This window comes from Dactylosporangium sp. NBC_01737 (assembly GCF_035963215.1).
GTDB lineage: Bacteria > Actinomycetota > Actinomycetes > Mycobacteriales > Micromonosporaceae > Dactylosporangium.
The window spans coordinates 2,595,214-2,610,304 of sequence record NZ_CP109153.1 but is presented as its reverse complement, the minus strand read 5'-3'; the positions used below and the strand labels follow the sequence as shown (position 1 = coordinate 2,610,304).

Below are 15,091 nucleotides of genomic sequence, written 5' to 3'. Positions count from 1 at the left end.
CGCCGCCGGCTCCGTGGGGCCTACCCAAGCTGTTACGCCCTCATGACGGTGGCGATGGGGATCCGGGCGGCGCGGATCGCCGGGATCGAGCCGCCGAGCAGGCCCGCCACCAGGCCGGCGATGACGCCGGCGACGCCGGCCTGCCAGGGGAACGTCATGTCCTGCAGCTGCGGGACCCGCGAGCCGAGCAGCCCCGCCCCGACGTCGAGCGCGACGACCGCGAGGCCGATCGCGGCCGCCGCGGTGAGCAGCCCGGTCAGCAGCGTCTCGGCCAGCACGATGCCGGCCAGCAGCGAGCGCGGCGTGCCGACCGCCCGCCGCAGCGCGAACTCCTCGACCCGCTCGCCGACGGTGGCGAGGCCGACGTTGAGGATGCCGGCGACGCCGATGAGCAGCACCAGGCCCGCCATGCCGAGGAAGATCCAGCGGATGATCGCCAGCTCGCCCGCGATGTCCTTGCGAGCGTTGATGGTCTCGACGTGGAGCATCTCCTGGGGCAGGCCGAGCGCGGTGAGCTTGCGCACCACCAGCGCCTCGGTCTCGCCGGCGGAGGGCGCGAACATCAGCTGCAGGCCGGGGCCGTACATCTGGTTCGCGACCGTCTTCGGCATCCAGTTGCGCATCTCGTCGACCCGCACGTACGCCGTCGGCTGCGAGTTGCCGTCGTCGATGACGCCGACGATGCGCGGCGTCGGGTTGGCCACGGCGCCCTCGACGCGCATCTCGGCGGGGATCTGGTAGCGGGTGAAGCCCTTCGCGGCCTCCTTGTTCAGCACCAGGCGGGGCGAGTACGACGGCTCACCGCTGAAGTCGAGCCAGTTGCCGGCCACCGGGCGGAACGGGCGGAACTGCCGGATGTCGCCGGTGAGGCCCTGCAGGACCAGCTCGACCGCCTGCCCGCGGGTCGGCTGCGGCCCCTGCTCGCTCCGGATGGGGCGGCACGCGCCGGTCATCGGGTCGCAGTACATCTCCATCGACGGCCCGTAGTAGCCGCCGTCGTTGTTGTCGAACGGCGCCGCGCCCTGGTTGATCGGCAGCACGTTCGGCTCGCCGATGATCGCCTGGTACTGCATCAGACCGATGGCGTCCGGCTTGCCGGCGACGGTGTTGAGGGCGGCGTCCATCGCGTCGGGCATCGACGGCACGTACATCTGGCGGGTGCCGTCCTTGCCGACGTGCAGCTCCAGGTCGGCCAGGCGCAGCGTCTTGGCCGTCTCCGCGCCGGCCTGGACGGTAACGACCGCCAGGACGCCCAGGAACAGGCTGATCATGGACAGGAACGTGCGCAGCTTGCGCGACCGGATGCCCTGCCCGCCGATGATGAGCGCCGAACGGAACCGGCCCGAAAGTCTGATCACGCCGTCACCTCCGCCGCGCTCTTGTTCGTTCCTGTCAGCACCCCGTCGCTCAGGGACAGCACGCGCTGCATCTTGGCCGCGTGGGCGTGGTCGTGCGTGACGAGGATCAGGCCGCAGCCACGGTCGGTGGCGGCGCGCATGACCTCGATGACGAGGTTGCCGGTCTCGGTGTCCAGGGCGCCGGTCGGCTCGTCGGCGAGCAGCAGGCTCGGGCTGCGCACGAGGGCCCTGGCGACCGCGACCCGCTGCTGCTCACCGCCGGAGAGCTTCGCCGGACGCTGCTTCGCCAGGTGCGCGATGCCGACCTGGTCGAGGGCCTCCAGCACCCGGGCGCGGCGGTGCCTGCGTGGCAGCCAGCCCTGCCCGTTGACCAGGGCCATCGCCACGTTCTGTGCGGCGGTGAGGTGCTTGAGCAGGAAGAAGCGCTGGAAGACGAAGCCGAACTCGGCGCTGCGCAGGGCGGCGGCCTTGCGCTCCGGGATGCGGGCCAGGTCGCGGCCGTTCATGAAGTAGTGCCCGTCGTCGGGCCGGTCGAACAGGCCGATGAGGCTCAGCAGGGTGCTCTTGCCCGATCCGGACCTGCCCAGGATCGCGACGCTCTCGCCCCGGTCGACGGTCAGGTCGACACCGTCGAGGATCACCCGCGGCTCCTGCTGGCCCTTGAGGGTCTTGGTGATCCCCACCATCTCGATCAGCGGACTCACTTGCTGAACCCCGGGATCGGCTCGCCACCGCCGCCGTTGTTCTTGGCCCCGGGCAGGTTCGGGCCGGGCACCGCGACCGTCTCGTCGCCGTTGAGGCCGCTCTTGATCTCGATGACCTTGCCGTCGCTGAGGCCGAGCGTCACGTCGCGGGTCTCCCGCGTCTGGTCGGGCTTGACGATGTCGACCTTGCCCTTGCCCTGCGAGCCGGCGACCGCCTCGACCGGCAGCACCAGCGCGTTCGCCGCGCGGGCGGTGATCACCTCGACCGTGGTGGCGGCACCGTTGATCGCCTTGACGTCGGCCGGCGGTACGCAGACCAGGCGCATGCCCGTCGGCTCCGACGGCTGCTGCTGCTGCTGGCCGATGACCTTCGGCGGGGGCGCGGCCGAGGCCGACGGGTTGGGGGTGGGCGTTACCGGCTCCGGGATCGTGCCGGCCGGCAGCGCGGCGAGCGTGCCGAGGACCTCGCACGGGAACGGCCCGGGGCCGCTCTTGATCTGCGCCTGCACCGACTCGAGATTGTCGGAGATCTGGTACGCCTGCGAGCCGTCGATGTCCGCGACGACGCCGTAGCCGACCTGCTTCGCCGAGACGATCGGCATGCCGGCGGTCACCTTGGACCGGTCGTCGACGAGGCGGCCGCTGAAGATGGCGCCGGCCGGCACCTCGATGGGCGTCGCCTTGCCGCTGACCCAGATGTTGGCGACCTTGGTCGGCTTGGTCGGCGTGCTCGTCGACGTCTTCACGTCGAGGTAGCGGATCTCGCCGTCGATCGGGGCCACCAGGCCGAACGTCGGGCTCAGCTGCACCTTGCCGCTCAGGCTCACCTTGTTGGTCAGGTCCTGCCGGGTCGGCTTCACCGTCGTCATCGCGGCGCCCCGGTCGGCGAGGCCGGGAGTGCTCACCTCCTCCGCGCCCGATGCCGTGCAGGCGCCCAGTGCACTCAAAGCACCGACGGCGGCCACCGCGAAAAGGATTCGTCGCACCCGGGTTCACCCCCAGCAAGGATCGAAGTCCGGCAAAGGGTAGCGGTCGACCGGGTGAGGCGATGTCCCATCATGAATTTCATACGGGTGAGGAAATGTACTGAACACGACAGCGTTTTGATGCAACCCCCGGCACAGTGCATCCAGCAGCATCGACCAACATCGATTGGAGCACAGATGCGCAGAAGACTGGTCGCCGTCGCCACCGCCATGGTGACGGCAGCCCTCCTCCTCCCCTCCGCCCCGGCGCAGGCCGCCACCCCTGACCGCTGGGGCTTCGCGTACGTGAAGGACCCCACCATCACGGTGTGGAACACACTGCCCACCACCTACCAGTGGGGCAGCTGGAAGACCCTCGCTCCGGCCGCCTGGGCCGACGGGATCAAGGTGACCACCGGCCGCTACCTGGTGCGTTTCCCGCAGATCGGCGTCGCCGGCGCCAGGGGCATCCCGCACGTCACCGCCGTCAACCCCGACGGCCGCTTCTGCGAGGCGGTCCGCTGGAACCTCTCCGGCGTGGACGAGATCGTCGACGTCCAGTGCTTCAAGCCCGGCGGCTTCCCCGTCGACACCCCGTTCACGGTGCTCTGGACGCTCAGTTCCGGTGTGGTACCGGCAGCGAACGCGTACGCCTCCGTGCAGTCCACCGCACTGGGCGCGATCGTGCAGCAGTACAACTCGACCGGCGGGCCGGTCACGATCGGACCGTCCTCGCCCGGCTACTACACCGTCCGCTTCACCGGTGTCGGCACGGCCGGCGTGCAGTCCGGCAACATCCAGGTGACCGCGGTACAGCCCAACGCGCAGCCGCGGCGGTGCAAGGTCGCCCGCTGGGGCTGGTCCGGCACCGACGTGATCGCGCTGGTCGCCTGCTACAACCCGGCGACCGGGGCGTTGATGGACTCGGAGTTCGTGGCCTCGTTCCACCGGCAGCGGGCGGTGACCGCGAACGTGCCGGTCTACTTCGGCTACGTGGCCAACGCGTTCGCCGGGCAGACCAACTTCAACAGCCTCTACGGCTTCGGCGCCAACTCGATCGGCGGCATGGTCATCAAGTACCCGGACCTGCACCAGAAGGAGACGCACTCGCAGGTGACCGCGTTCGGCGACTCGTCGAGCTACTGCGGCCTGGAGAAGCTGTGGAGCGACGCCGGCGGCACCGCGCTGGTCAGCATCGCCTGCTTCACCAACGCCGGGGCGCCGATCGCGGACCGGTACCTGTCGACGTTCACGTCACGCATCTGAAGGCGGCCGCCCCGCACCGGTGTCCGGTGCGGGGCGGCCCTGGAACGCGTCAGACCTTGTAGGTGAAGGTCGACGCCGTGGCAGCGGCATTGGTGGCCGCCTCGGTCAGCGCCTTCTCCGGCACCAGACCCGTGTTCGGCGCGCCACCCTTCTGCACCGAGCGCATGTAGAGGTACAGCGGCGCGTACGGGGCACCGGCCGCGCCGTCACGCTTCGCGTAGTAGCCCATGATCGAGTGGGCGACGGTCCAGGCCACGCAGGAGCCGATCTGGCCCTGGTCACCGACGGACGGCAGGTTGGACTTGAGCGTCGCGCTGTCCGGCAGCGCGGCCGAGACGCCGATCTTGAGCTTCACGTCGGTACGGGTGGCCGGCGGGGTGAATCCGCCGACGGCGTGCGGCAGCGAATTGGTGCCCGGTGTGGTGGCGTTCGGCGTGGTTGCCGCGGCCGCCGGGGTCACCGCCACGAGGGTGCCGCCGGCGGCCATCAGCAGGCCGGAGGCGGTGCGGGCGATGCTTCGTGCACCTGGGCGCATCCGTGCTCCTCAAGGATTTCGGTGACCGCGACGTGCCTGCCATCGACTCCGTGGGGAACGGCCTGAGACGTTGCCGCAAAGACCGCCCTACCGGTGTCCACCGGTCGGGGGACATCCGCACTAGGCTCCGGGATCATGCCGGTGATCGCGCTGCTCGCGGCGATGGGGGCCTTCCACGGCCTCAACCCCGGCATGGGCTGGTTGCTGGCGGTCGCCAACGGGGTGCAGGAGCGCAGCCGGGCCGCGGTGCTGCGGGCCCTCGCCCCGGTCGCCGCCGGGCACGCCGCCTCGATCTTCGTGGTCGCAGGCCTGGTCAGCGCCCTGCAGTCGGTGGTCGCGACCCGGTTCGTGGCGATCGGCGGCGGCGTCGTCCTGGTCGGCTTCGGCCTGTGGCGGGCGGTCTCGCGCCGGCACGTCGGCGCACCCGGGCTGCACCTGTCCGCGGCGCAGCTCGCCGGGTGGTCGTTTCTGATGTCGAGCGTCCACGGCGCCGGCCTGATGCTGGTCCCGGTCCTGGTGGCGAACCCGCCCGCGGGCGTCGGCCACGACCACGGCGCCGGCGGCGACCCGCTCTGGATGGGCTTCCTGGCCACGGGGGTGCACACCGCGGCGATGGTCGCGGTCGCCGGCGCGATCGCGCTGCTGGTCTACCAGACGGTCGGCCTGCGGCTGGAGCGGCTGGCCCGCGTCGACCTGGACACCGTCTGGGCGGTGGCACTGGTCGGCGCGGGCGTCGCCACGGTCGCGCTGTCCTACTGATTTCCGCTTATGGGATGTCGGTGACCTGTATGGACTCGCTGAGGGTGTGGACGCCCGGGGCGGGCATCCGTAGCCAGGCGACCCGGACCGAGGTCCCCACCCAGCCGACGCCGAGCGTGCCGGGCTTCAGGTCGCGGGCCACCACGCCGCCGCTCACCGGGAACGAGCTGACCTTCCCGGTCGCGACGTCGACCTTCAGCAGGCTCACGGTCGCGGCCTCGTCGCCGTCGCTCACCGCGATCGCGAGAGTCCCGCCGTCCGGGGAGAGCCGGGCCGTGCGCATCGTCGGGCAGGACCACTGCGTAAGATCCGCCGACATCTTGCGGCCGGTGTCCAGCGCGGTCGCCGTCAGCCGGCAGGACTCCCGCGATGCGGCGAACAGCACCCCGCCCTGGATCGTGAGGGTCTGCGCCTCCCACGCGGGCAACGGGTCGAGGGTGGTGAGCCGCTGCTCCGCCCCGGTCGCGAGGTCGTGCGCCATGACGCGGCCTGGGGTGCGGTACAGGTACGCCGTCGTCGCGGTCGCCCCGATGAGCTGGACGTCCTGGCCCTGGACGCGCACCTCACGCTGCAGCTTGACCTGCGCGTCCGGGCTGAGCACCAGCAGCCTGATCGCGTAGTCGGTGACGTCCGGCCCGTCCTGACGCTGGACGCCCGGCTTCAGGTCCTTGCCTCCCAGCACGACGGAACGCCCGTCGTCCAGGGCCACCCACGACCGGATGTCGTCGACGACCTCCGCCGGCACCGGGTTGGCGACGAGCCGCTGGTCGGCGCGGAGCTCCAGCAGGGCCCGCGCATCGTGCACCGTGACCTTGCCGCCGTTCTTGTCCGGCCCCAGCGCCCAGCCCGCGTCCAGTGGCAGCCGCTGCGCCCGCGCCTGCGTTGCCGGCGTCGGCGTTGCCGCGTGCGTTGGCGGCGGCTGCGTCGCCGGTGTCTGCGTCCCGGGCGCCGCCTGCCTGGTCAGTCCCGCCGTGACACCGGTCACCGCGATGACCGCCACCGCCGCGGCCACCGTGGCGAGCGCGGCACGCCGGCGGCGGTGCGCCCGGTGCCGCCGCAGCACGGCATCGAGGTCCGACCGGCTGGGGGGCACGGTATCGGCGGCGCGACGGATCGTCTCGGCGATGTCGTCGGTCATCATGCGCGCTCCTCACCCAGCGCCTGGCGCAGCTCGGCGAGGCCGCGCGCCATCCGGCTCTTGACGGTGCCCTCGGCGACGCCGAGCACGGCCGCGGTCTCCGCGGTGGACAGGTCCAGCAGAACCCGGCAGACGATCACGGCGCGCTGCGGCAGCGGCAGGTTCCGCAGCGCGGCGAGCGCGCCGGCGTGCGTGTCCGGCCCTTCCTTGACGCCGGTGGCGGTGTCCGTGGACGGCAGAGGGCGCTCCCGCCGGACCTTGCGCCACCAGGAGGTGGCCCAGTTGAGTCCGACGCGGAACGCCCATCCACCCGGGTTGTCGTGGCTACGGACCCGGCCCCAGTGGGCGTAGGCGCGTGCCATCGCCTCGTCCGCGGCGTCGCGGGCGAGATGCGGATCGCCGAGGGTGACGGCGAGCGCACGGTAGAGCCGATCGGCTTCGGCCCGGTAGAACGACTCGAAATCGCCGACCGGTGCCCTGGACATCGCTGTCATCATTGGCGTCCCCACAGCACACACACGCATGGGGGTGCCGATGCGTTCCCGGCGTCTCCGGCTTTTCTGCGGCCTGCTCCGGCTACTTCTTCAGCGCCACCGCGACGGCTTCGGCGAGGGTCGTGGTGGGGCGCCCGATGAGCGTCGACAGATCGCCGGTCGCCACGTCGAGGCTGCCCTGCGCGATCGACACGTCGGCCGCCGCGAGCAGCCGCGCGAACCCCTCGGGCAGGCCGAACCCGATCAGCGCCTGCGCGTAGTCGTCGGCCGGCAGGTCCTGGTAGGCGACCTGGGTGCCCGACTGCGCCGTGACCTCGGCGGCGAGGTCCGCCATTGACATGGTCACGTCGCCACCGACCTCGTAGATCTTCCCCGCGTGCCCGTCACCGGTGAGCACCGCCACCGCGCCGGCGGCGAAGTCCTCCCGGGTCGCGGCGGCCACCCTGCCCTGACCCGCCGCGCCGAGGATCACCCCGTGCTCCAGTGCCGTGGCGAGGTTGCCCGTGTAATTCTCGAGGTACCAGTTGTTGCGCAGGAACGTATACGGCAGCCCCGACGCGACGATCAGTTCCTCGGTCGCCTTGTGCTCGGGCGCGAGCGGGTTGGTCGAGGTGTCCGCCTTGGTGATGCTCGTGTACACGATGTGCCCGACCCCGGCCCGCACGGCGGCGTCGACGACGGCCCGGTGCTGCTCGACCCGCCGGCCGGCCTCGCTGCCGGAGATGAACAGCAGCCGGTCGGTCCCTTCGAACGCCGGCACGAGCGTCTCGGGCCGGTCGTAGTCGGCGAGCCGGGCCGGCACACCGAGATCCTTGGACGTGTCGCGGACCGCGGCGACCACGGGCGCGCCGCGGTGCCGCAGCGCCTCGACGACGAAGCGACCGAGGTGGCCGGTGGCGCCGGTGACAGTGATGGTCATGAGAACTCCCTCGTCCTGGTTACTCTCCCACAGTAAGCACTAACTTATAGAAAGTGCAAACCTTGAGTTACCGTTGTCTCATGTCCTTCGAGGAGCTGGTCTTCGACGTCTTCGCGAGAAACTGCACCTCGCGACCGGTCATGGACACGGTCGCCGGCCGCTGGGGCATCCTGTCGATGGCCGCGCTGCTGGACGGCACCCACCGGTTCAATGAGCTGCGCCGCCGCGTCGACGGCGTCAGCGAGAAGATGCTGTCGCAGACCCTGCACTCCCTCGAACGTGACGGCCTGGTCCTGCGCGCCGTGCAGAGCACGATCCCGCCCCGCGTCGAGTACAGCCTCACCGACGCCGGCCGCCGGATCGCGACGAAGCTCCTGGAGCTGATCGAGCTCGTGGAGGCCGAGATGCCGGGCATCTCCGCCGCCCAGGCCCGCTACGACGGTTAGGTCCGCGCGTGCCCTTTCCAGCTCCTGTGCGTGCGCCGCTGGGTCCCGCGCGTACGCCTCTGGGTCCTGTGCGTGCGCTGCCAGGTCCTGCGCGTGCGCCGTCAGGTCCGCGCGTGCGCCTCGATCAGGTCGGCGACCCGCAGCAGGGGCCCGAACTGCGCCGGGATGCCGTCCGGCGCCCCGATCCGCCCCTGGACGAAGGTCAGCAGCTCGTTGCCCTCGACGCTCCAGTCCGGCAGCCTGCCCGCGACGTGCTCCGCGACCAGAGGCCCGCCGAGCACCGCTCTGACCAGGCTCGGGTCCGGTGCGTTCACCCGGTACGCACTGTCGAACGCCTCATAGCCGATCGCGGTCGCCTTGTCCCCGAACAGCGACCGCCACAGCTTCGACCCACCACCCCGCCGGTGCACGGCCACGCTCGGCCGCGGCATCCGCAGCCGCACCACCACCGCGACATGATGATGCGTGGTGGTCGTCGTGTGGCTCGTCCCGTTGGCATCGGTCGACGTCGACGTCGTCGTGTACGAGTAGTCGCCGATGGCCACCGGCCGCCCACCCAGCGTCCCGAACAATGCGAGCGACACGCCCCGCCGGTTCCTGCCGGGCATCCGCCGCCCCCAGTCGACCTGCGGCCTGTCCACGACCTGCCACCCGTGCCGCTTCGCCCAGGCCCGCAGCGCCTCCTGCCGCTCCCGCTCCCGCCGCGCCGCCACCACGGCCCCGACGACGATCAGCACGATGAGCACTCCGAAGCAGGCGACGACGCTCACCACGATCGCCGAGGGCTCCATGCACCCACGCTAAAGTCCCCGTGCCACTTCCGCCTTTCCGCGAGGAACCCCGCATGCACCTGTTCGAGTCCCTGATCGAGCCGGCGGCCGCACTCACGGTGATCCCCGAAGCCGCCGCCCGGCACTCCTACGGCGGCCTGCCCGGCCTGCCCGTCGGCACGGACTGGCCCGCGTACGGTGGCACGCCCATGACCCTGCTCGCCCGCCTCGACTGCGCCGACCTCGCCGCCCTGCTCCCGGAGACCTGGACCCTGCCCGCCTCCGGCACCCTGCTCTTCTTCCACGAGGACACGTTCACCGCCGCACCGCCCGCGCCGGGTGCGCCGGACGGTCCGGGGCACGATGACGGCTGCAGGGTGCTGCACGTGCCCGCGGGCCTTCCCCCGCGCCCCGCCCCCGCCGGCGTCCAGGTCATCCCGCCGCTGCCCCTCGCCGCGAACCGGGTCGGTTCGGTCCCGCCGTATGACGCGCCCGCCCTCCGCGACGCCTTCACCACCGACCCCGTCGCCGCCATGAACGCCCGCGACCTTGCCGAGGACGCCGCCGGCCGACCGCCCAGGCACCAGGTGCTCGGCTGGCAGCGCGACGCCTTCCTGCACCTGCCCGGCCTGCGCCCCCTGCTCCAACTGGAGGCCGAACCGGGCACCGCCTGGGGCGAGGTCGTCAACGTCTCCTTCTGGCTCCCCGAGCCGGACCTGGCCGTCGGCCGCCTCACCGGCGCCCGGCGCTACCTCGAGGTCGCCTGACCCCGCCCGGCTTCTGGGAAGGATCACCGCATGCCGCCCACGGACACGTTCTGGGACGACAGCGACTACGCGCTGGAGAGCTACGTCGGCGACGTCCCGTCCGACGCGCTGATCGCCTCGGTCGAGGCGGAACTCGGCTACCGGCTCCCGGCGTCGTACGTGGCCCTGATGCGCACCCACAACGGCGGCATCCCCCGCAACTCCTGCTGCCCCGCCCCGGCCGCCACCACCTGGGCCGAGGACCACGTCGCCGTGCACGGCATCATGGGCATCGGCCGCGAGCTGGACCACTCCCTGGCCGGCCCCACCGGCAGCCGCTTCTGGATGGACGAGTGGCAGTACCCCGCCATCGGCGTGTACTTCGCCGACTGCCCCTCCGCCGGCCACGACATGATCGCGTTCGACTACCGCACCTGCGGCCCAGACGGCGAGCCGCAGGTGGTCCACGTCGACCAGGAGCGCGACTACCGGATCACGGTGCTGGCACCCGACTTCGCCACCTTCATCCAGGCCCTGCGCCCAGACGAGGACTACGAAGACTGAGCGCCCCCGGGTGCCTCCGGAAACGGGCTCCGGCCATGGCTGACCGGTCGAGGCCGCCATGGGTGAACAGGCCCGCGGATCCGGTCACGCCGCCGCCGGGCACCTCCGCGCGTGATGCCGGCCATGCCGGCGCCGAGCGCCTCGGACGTGATGCCTGGGCAGCGACTTGCGGTCCGCCGCGCGAACATCGCGCCCGAGGCGCCTCGCCTCCGTGCGTGGTGCCGTGCCATGCCGGCGCCGAGCGCCTCGGGCCTGGTGCCGGGCGGGGACTTGCGGTCCGCCGCACGAACATCGCGCCCGAGGCGCCTCGCCTCCGTGCCGTCTAGCCTGCGACCAGGAGCGCCTCCAACGCCTCCGCCGTGGCCGGGTGGGACGCGAGCAGAGCCTGGACCGTGGACCCGCCGGGGCTTGCGGGCGCCTCGAGCAGGTCGAGGTCGAGCCAGCCGGGCCCTTCGCCGCCGGCGCCGGGGATCCCGAGCAGCTCGGCGACGCTGTCGCAGGCCGCTGGGTGCTCCGCCAGCAGGCGCAGCACCGGCGCCGCCGCCTCCCAGCGCGCCGAACCCGGGCCGAACCCGTCCACGCCGACGGACCCGTCCACGGAGCCGAACCCCACCCCACCCGCGGCACCGCCGACGAACCCGCCGCCAGCGCGTGCGCCTCCCGGTGCGCCGGACCCGGAGACACCACGCCCCGAGATCGCAGGCGACCCTGCCGTGGCAGGGGCCCACGGGGGGACCCAGGCATCGACGGCCGGCAGCGTCGCGGGGAACGTGCGGCCCGCCTCGCGGATCAGGACCGGCACCAGCTCCGCCGCCTGGTCGCGCAGGGTGGTGATGAGCGTCGGGAGCCACGGCAGCAGGACCGGGTCGGGCAGGTGGGCGAACGCGTCCGACATCACCTCGACCACGAACGCGGCCAGCTTCGGCACCGGCTCCAGCGCCTGGACGAAGCCGCTGAGGTATTGCGGGAACGTCGGCACGACGAGCGGGTTGCCGAGCAGGTCGGCGCACCGGGCCCGCAGGTCCGCCAGCGGCAGCAGGCCGAGCTGGTGGTGCGCGGCCCACAGCAGCGCGACCTTCGCCGGCGACTCGGGGTGCGACTGCCGCACGGCGATCTCGAGCTGGGCCCGGTCGCAGCCGAGGGACAGCGCGAGGCCCTCCATGGTGAACAGGAAGCCGAGCATCGCGCCGACCTGCCGGACGCCGGTCTCGTCGTCGACGAAGGCGGTGGGCAGCAGGGTGCAGTAGTGCGCATAGCCGGCGGTGACGAACGATCCGCACCACGCCGGCAGCTCCGGCTCGGTGGCCCGGTAGTGGGCCAGGAGCCGCCGGATGCGGCGCAGGACGTCGGGCGCGTCGTCGACGGTGCGCTCGGCGGCGAGCAGCTCGACCGCCCGCGCGCCGAGCTCGTCGGTGAACCGGCGGCTGCCGAGGAACAGGATCGAGTCCTCGACGGCGCGCAGGGCCACCGCCGCGGTCGCGTCGGGCGCATACACGGACCGGCGGAGCCGCCGCTCGACGACCTGCTCGACGGTGACGCCCTCGTAGCCCAGCTCGATGATGTACCGCTGATGCTTGCCGATGGAGAGGTCCCAGCTCTCCTGGATGGAGCGCTCACCGAGCCGCCGCGCGCCCATGATGGGGCGGACGGCACCGTCCGGCAGCAGGTATCGCAGCATCCACAGCAGGTGTGAGCAGGGGGTCAGCTCCGGGCGGCCGTTGAGGTCGAGCAGCGCCCGCTGCACGGTGCTCTTGCGCAGGTCCAGGCCGACCGGGGCGAGCCGGTCGTAGACGTCGCGGGCCAGGGGCGGCAGGGCGTCGTAGCCGACCTGGCCGACGCGATCGCCGCCGAGCAGGATCTCGCAGAGCCGCCGCACGTCGCGCCGGCCGGGGATCACGTCCTTCTCGATGCAGGTGACCGCCGCGTCCTGGAAGTCATACGGCGTGGGCCGGGCCCGGTTGCGCATGCCGGCGAGCAGGATCGACGTCTCGAAGACGGCGATCGCGTCGGCGGTGCTGGCCAGGTAGCCGTTGCGGCGGGCCAGCCGGACGATGTCGACGCACCAGCCGAGCAGCTCCTCCTCGTCGAACCCGTGCAGGTCGGGCGGGCTGGCCAGGAACTGGGTCAGCTGGTCGGCGACGGGGGCGGCCTCGACCGCCGCGACGGCCGGGCGGGCCGCCCGCTTCCGGCTCCCCCGCTGGCCTTCGAGCTGGAACGTGGCGAGCTTCGACCGGCTGACGGCCTTGGCCCAGGTGGCCGCCGCGATCGACACGGAGCCCGAGGCGAGCCCGAACTGGCCTTCGATGGCGGAGTGGCTGGACGGGATCAGCCCGTAGAGCCACTTCGTCGCGGTGCGCGGGGTGATCTCGAACGGTGCCGCGTCGGGCCCGGTCCCGAACTGCTCGACCCGGCTGGCGGCGTGGAACGCGCCGCACACATACAGGCAGTCGGCCCGGTCGACGCCGGACGCGGCGAGGTGCTCCCGCATGCGCGTCCACATGTAGCGCTCGCGGTCCTCATCGACGGTGACCCGCTCGGCGCCGCTGGGCGCCAGCCGCCGGAAGAGGCTGCCGATGAGCACCATGACCTGCCGGTAGGTGGCGTAGTCCGCGTCGACGAGCGGTTGCTCGACATACTGGTCCCACCACTCCGACCAGTGCCGCACCTTGCCGTGGTGCAGCAGGTGCGTCTCCAGCTCGGCGAAGCGGGGCCGCAGGTCGCCGATCTCGATGCCGACCGCGTCGCCGTGCAGGTCACCGGCATCGTCCTCGTCCGACGCGTCGGCATCGCCCGGCGCGGCCTCGCCGGAAGCGCCCGAGGTGCGCGGCTGCCACTGGAAGACGTGGTCGGTGGAGCGGTCGACCAGCACCAGCTCGACGTCGGGGGTGTCCAGCGCATACGCGATGGCCTGGTATTCGGCCGACGCCTCGGTGATCGGCGCGATGACGCTGAGCGGTCCCCAGTCCTTCGGGAACGTGTCCAGCTCCGAGGCGAACGCCTGCAGCGCCACCGGCAGCCGGCAGTTGCGCAGCTCCGTCAGCAGCGGCGTGAGGTCCTCGCACAGCTCCAGGTAGATCACCTTGGGCTGCTTCTCGCGCAGCCTGCGGACCATGGCGAGGGCGGACGCCGGCGAGTGGTGGCAGACCGGGAAGATCTCCAGCTCTTCGCGCAGCGCCCGGTCGACGTCGTCGACGATCCCGGCGAGGATGTCGGGCACGGCGCCCGGCGAGGCGGCGAACGTGGTCGCCGCCTCGACGAGCTGTTGGCGCAGCGCCCCGAAAGGCTCACTCATGACAGGGTGGCGATCGCCTCGCGGCCGCCTTCGAGGAAGGCCGACCAGTCCCCGCCGTCCTGCTTGCTGCGCGGCTCGACGACGCCGTGCCAGTACTTGTTGAGGATCGCCAGGTCCTCGGGGCTGCGCCGGGCGAGGGACCCGACGAGCGAACCCGCGAGGGTCTGCGCGCGCAGCGTGCGGTCGCCGAAGAAGGTGCTGTGCAGGATCGCGTCCTCCAGCACGCCGATCTGCTCGGCCGTCGACAGCGCCGACTCCAGCTTCTCGTCGTCGCTGGTCGCCGACGCGGCGGCGGTGCGCAGGTCGGCGAAGCTCTGCAGCAGGATGTCGAGCAGGTTGGGCGGCACGTCGAGCTCGATGCGGTGCCGGCGCAGCAGCTCCGACGTGCGGAACCGGACGATCTCGGCCTCGCTGCGCTTGTTGGTCACCACGGGGATGCGCACGAAGTTGAACCGGCGCTTCAGCGCCGAGGACAGGTCGTTGACCCCGCGGTCGCGGCTGTTGGCGGTCGCGATGATCGAGAAGCCGGGCTGGGCGAAGACGATGTTGTCCTCGTCGAGCTCGGGGATCGACACGTACTTCTCGGACAGGATCGAGATGAGCGCGTCCTGGACGTCGCTGGTGGAGCGGGTCAGCTCCTCGAACCGGCCGATGACGCCGCGCTCCATCGCCGTCATGATCGGTGACGGGATCATCGAGGACCGGGACTGGCCCTTCGCGATGACCATCGAGACGTTCCACGAATACTTGATGTGATCCTCGGTGGTGCCGGCGGTGCCCTGCACGACGAGCGTCGAGTTGCGGGAGATGGCCGCGGACAGCAGCTCAGCGAGCCAGCTCTTGCCGGTGCCGGGGTCGCCGATGAGCAGCAGGCCGCGGTCGGAGGCGAGCGTCACGATGCTGCGCTCGACGAAACTGCGGTCGCCGAACCACTTCTGCGACACCTCGCGGTCGAGGCCGTCGGCGTCGCCCAAAGAACGTCCTTCTGTGCCGAGCACGAACAGGCGGACCATCTTGGGGCTGAGCCGCCACGAGAACGGCTTCGGCCCGTCGTCGATCGACTCGAGCCAGTCGAGCTCGTCGGCGTACTTGACCTCGGCGGGGGCGCGCAGCATGTCGTCGGTCATGTCGGTCT

Annotated in this window: 15 protein-coding genes; 5 read left to right on the top strand and 10 right to left on the bottom strand. The window is 71.9% G+C overall.

Going from position 1 to position 15,091, the window contains the following annotated elements:
• Window positions 1–32 precede the first annotated feature (32 nt).
• Genes OHA72_RS11395 through OHA72_RS11385 form a run of 3 tightly spaced genes read right to left on the bottom strand, consistent with a single transcriptional unit; the run spans window position 33 to window position 3,048 of the window.
• The gene (locus OHA72_RS11395; RefSeq protein ID WP_327007816.1) at window positions 33–1,358 is read right to left on the bottom strand and encodes an ABC transporter permease; all 1,326 of its coding nucleotides are present in this window, start codon (window positions 1,356–1,358) and stop codon (window positions 33–35) included.
• Window positions 1,355–2,062 (bottom strand): ABC transporter ATP-binding protein, encoded by a 708-nt coding sequence (locus OHA72_RS11390; RefSeq protein ID WP_327007815.1) that lies wholly within the window; start codon window positions 2,060–2,062, stop codon window positions 1,355–1,357. The genes OHA72_RS11395 and OHA72_RS11390 overlap by 4 nt, the downstream gene beginning before the upstream one ends.
• Window positions 2,059–3,048: a permuted SH3 domain-containing protein gene (locus tag OHA72_RS11385; RefSeq protein ID WP_327007814.1), complete on the bottom strand. Its 990-nt coding sequence runs from the start codon at window positions 3,046–3,048 to the stop codon at window positions 2,059–2,061. The genes OHA72_RS11390 and OHA72_RS11385 overlap by 4 nt, the downstream gene beginning before the upstream one ends.
• Window positions 3,049–3,225: 177 nt before the next feature.
• Here OHA72_RS11385 and OHA72_RS11380 point away from each other — a divergent pair, with 177 nt between their 5' ends.
• Window positions 3,226–4,293 (top strand): hypothetical protein, encoded by a 1,068-nt coding sequence (locus OHA72_RS11380; RefSeq protein ID WP_327007813.1) that lies wholly within the window; start codon window positions 3,226–3,228, stop codon window positions 4,291–4,293.
• Window positions 4,294–4,342: 49 nt separating this feature from the next.
• Here OHA72_RS11380 and OHA72_RS11375 read toward each other — a convergent pair whose 3' ends face one another.
• Window positions 4,343–4,828 carry a hypothetical protein gene (locus OHA72_RS11375; protein WP_327007812.1) on the bottom strand — a complete coding sequence of 162 codons (486 nt, stop codon included), beginning with the start codon at window positions 4,826–4,828 and terminating at the stop codon, window positions 4,343–4,345.
• Window positions 4,829–4,963: 135 nt separating this feature from the next.
• On the opposite strand from OHA72_RS11375, the gene OHA72_RS11370 reads away from it, so the two are divergent.
• Complete coding sequence (locus OHA72_RS11370; protein ID WP_327007811.1) at window positions 4,964–5,587, top strand: hypothetical protein; 624 nt, start codon at window positions 4,964–4,966, stop codon at window positions 5,585–5,587.
• A 7-nt stretch (window positions 5,588–5,594) separates the two neighbouring features.
• On the opposite strand, the gene OHA72_RS11365 is transcribed toward OHA72_RS11370, so the two are convergent.
• The 3 genes from OHA72_RS11365 to OHA72_RS11355 all read right to left on the bottom strand — a co-directional run bounded on the left by OHA72_RS11365 (window position 5,595) and on the right by OHA72_RS11355 (window position 8,138).
• The gene (locus OHA72_RS11365) at window positions 5,595–6,728 is read right to left on the bottom strand and encodes a hypothetical protein (protein ID WP_327007810.1); all 1,134 of its coding nucleotides are present in this window, start codon (window positions 6,726–6,728) and stop codon (window positions 5,595–5,597) included.
• On the bottom strand, window positions 6,725–7,210 hold the full coding sequence (locus tag OHA72_RS11360; RefSeq protein WP_327007809.1) for a SigE family RNA polymerase sigma factor: 486 nt from the start codon (window positions 7,208–7,210) through the stop codon (window positions 6,725–6,727). Before OHA72_RS11360 ends, OHA72_RS11365 begins: the two co-directional genes overlap by 4 nt.
• Window positions 7,211–7,301: 91 nt before the next feature.
• Entirely contained in the window at window positions 7,302–8,138 is an 837-nt protein-coding gene (locus tag OHA72_RS11355) for an SDR family oxidoreductase (protein WP_327007808.1), read from the bottom strand.
• An 80-nt stretch (window positions 8,139–8,218) separates the two neighbouring features.
• Between OHA72_RS11355 and OHA72_RS11350 the strand changes: the two genes are divergently transcribed.
• A complete protein-coding gene (locus OHA72_RS11350; protein ID WP_327007807.1) occupies window positions 8,219–8,584 on the top strand; it encodes a winged helix-turn-helix transcriptional regulator in 366 nt (121 codons plus the stop codon).
• Between the two features lie 101 nt (window positions 8,585–8,685).
• Here OHA72_RS11350 and OHA72_RS11345 read toward each other — a convergent pair whose 3' ends face one another.
• Window positions 8,686–9,375: a hypothetical protein gene (locus tag OHA72_RS11345; RefSeq protein ID WP_327007806.1), complete on the bottom strand. Its 690-nt coding sequence runs from the start codon at window positions 9,373–9,375 to the stop codon at window positions 8,686–8,688.
• A 53-nt stretch (window positions 9,376–9,428) separates the two neighbouring features.
• Between OHA72_RS11345 and OHA72_RS11340 the strand changes: the two genes are divergently transcribed.
• Complete coding sequence (locus tag OHA72_RS11340; RefSeq protein WP_327007805.1) at window positions 9,429–10,121, top strand: DUF1963 domain-containing protein; 693 nt, start codon at window positions 9,429–9,431, stop codon at window positions 10,119–10,121.
• Window positions 10,122–10,151: 30 nt separating this feature from the next.
• The gene (locus OHA72_RS11335; RefSeq protein ID WP_327007804.1) at window positions 10,152–10,664 is read left to right on the top strand and encodes an SMI1/KNR4 family protein; all 513 of its coding nucleotides are present in this window, start codon (window positions 10,152–10,154) and stop codon (window positions 10,662–10,664) included.
• Window positions 10,665–10,986: 322 nt separating this feature from the next.
• Here OHA72_RS11335 and OHA72_RS11330 read toward each other — a convergent pair whose 3' ends face one another.
• Both OHA72_RS11330 and OHA72_RS11325 read right to left on the bottom strand, forming a co-directional pair.
• On the bottom strand, window positions 10,987–13,956 hold the full coding sequence (locus OHA72_RS11330; RefSeq protein ID WP_327007803.1) for a DUF5682 family protein: 2,970 nt from the start codon (window positions 13,954–13,956) through the stop codon (window positions 10,987–10,989).
• Window positions 13,953–15,083 (bottom strand): ATP-binding protein, encoded by a 1,131-nt coding sequence (locus OHA72_RS11325; protein WP_327007802.1) that lies wholly within the window; start codon window positions 15,081–15,083, stop codon window positions 13,953–13,955. Before OHA72_RS11325 ends, OHA72_RS11330 begins: the two co-directional genes overlap by 4 nt.
• Window positions 15,084–15,091: the final 8 nt, after the last annotated feature.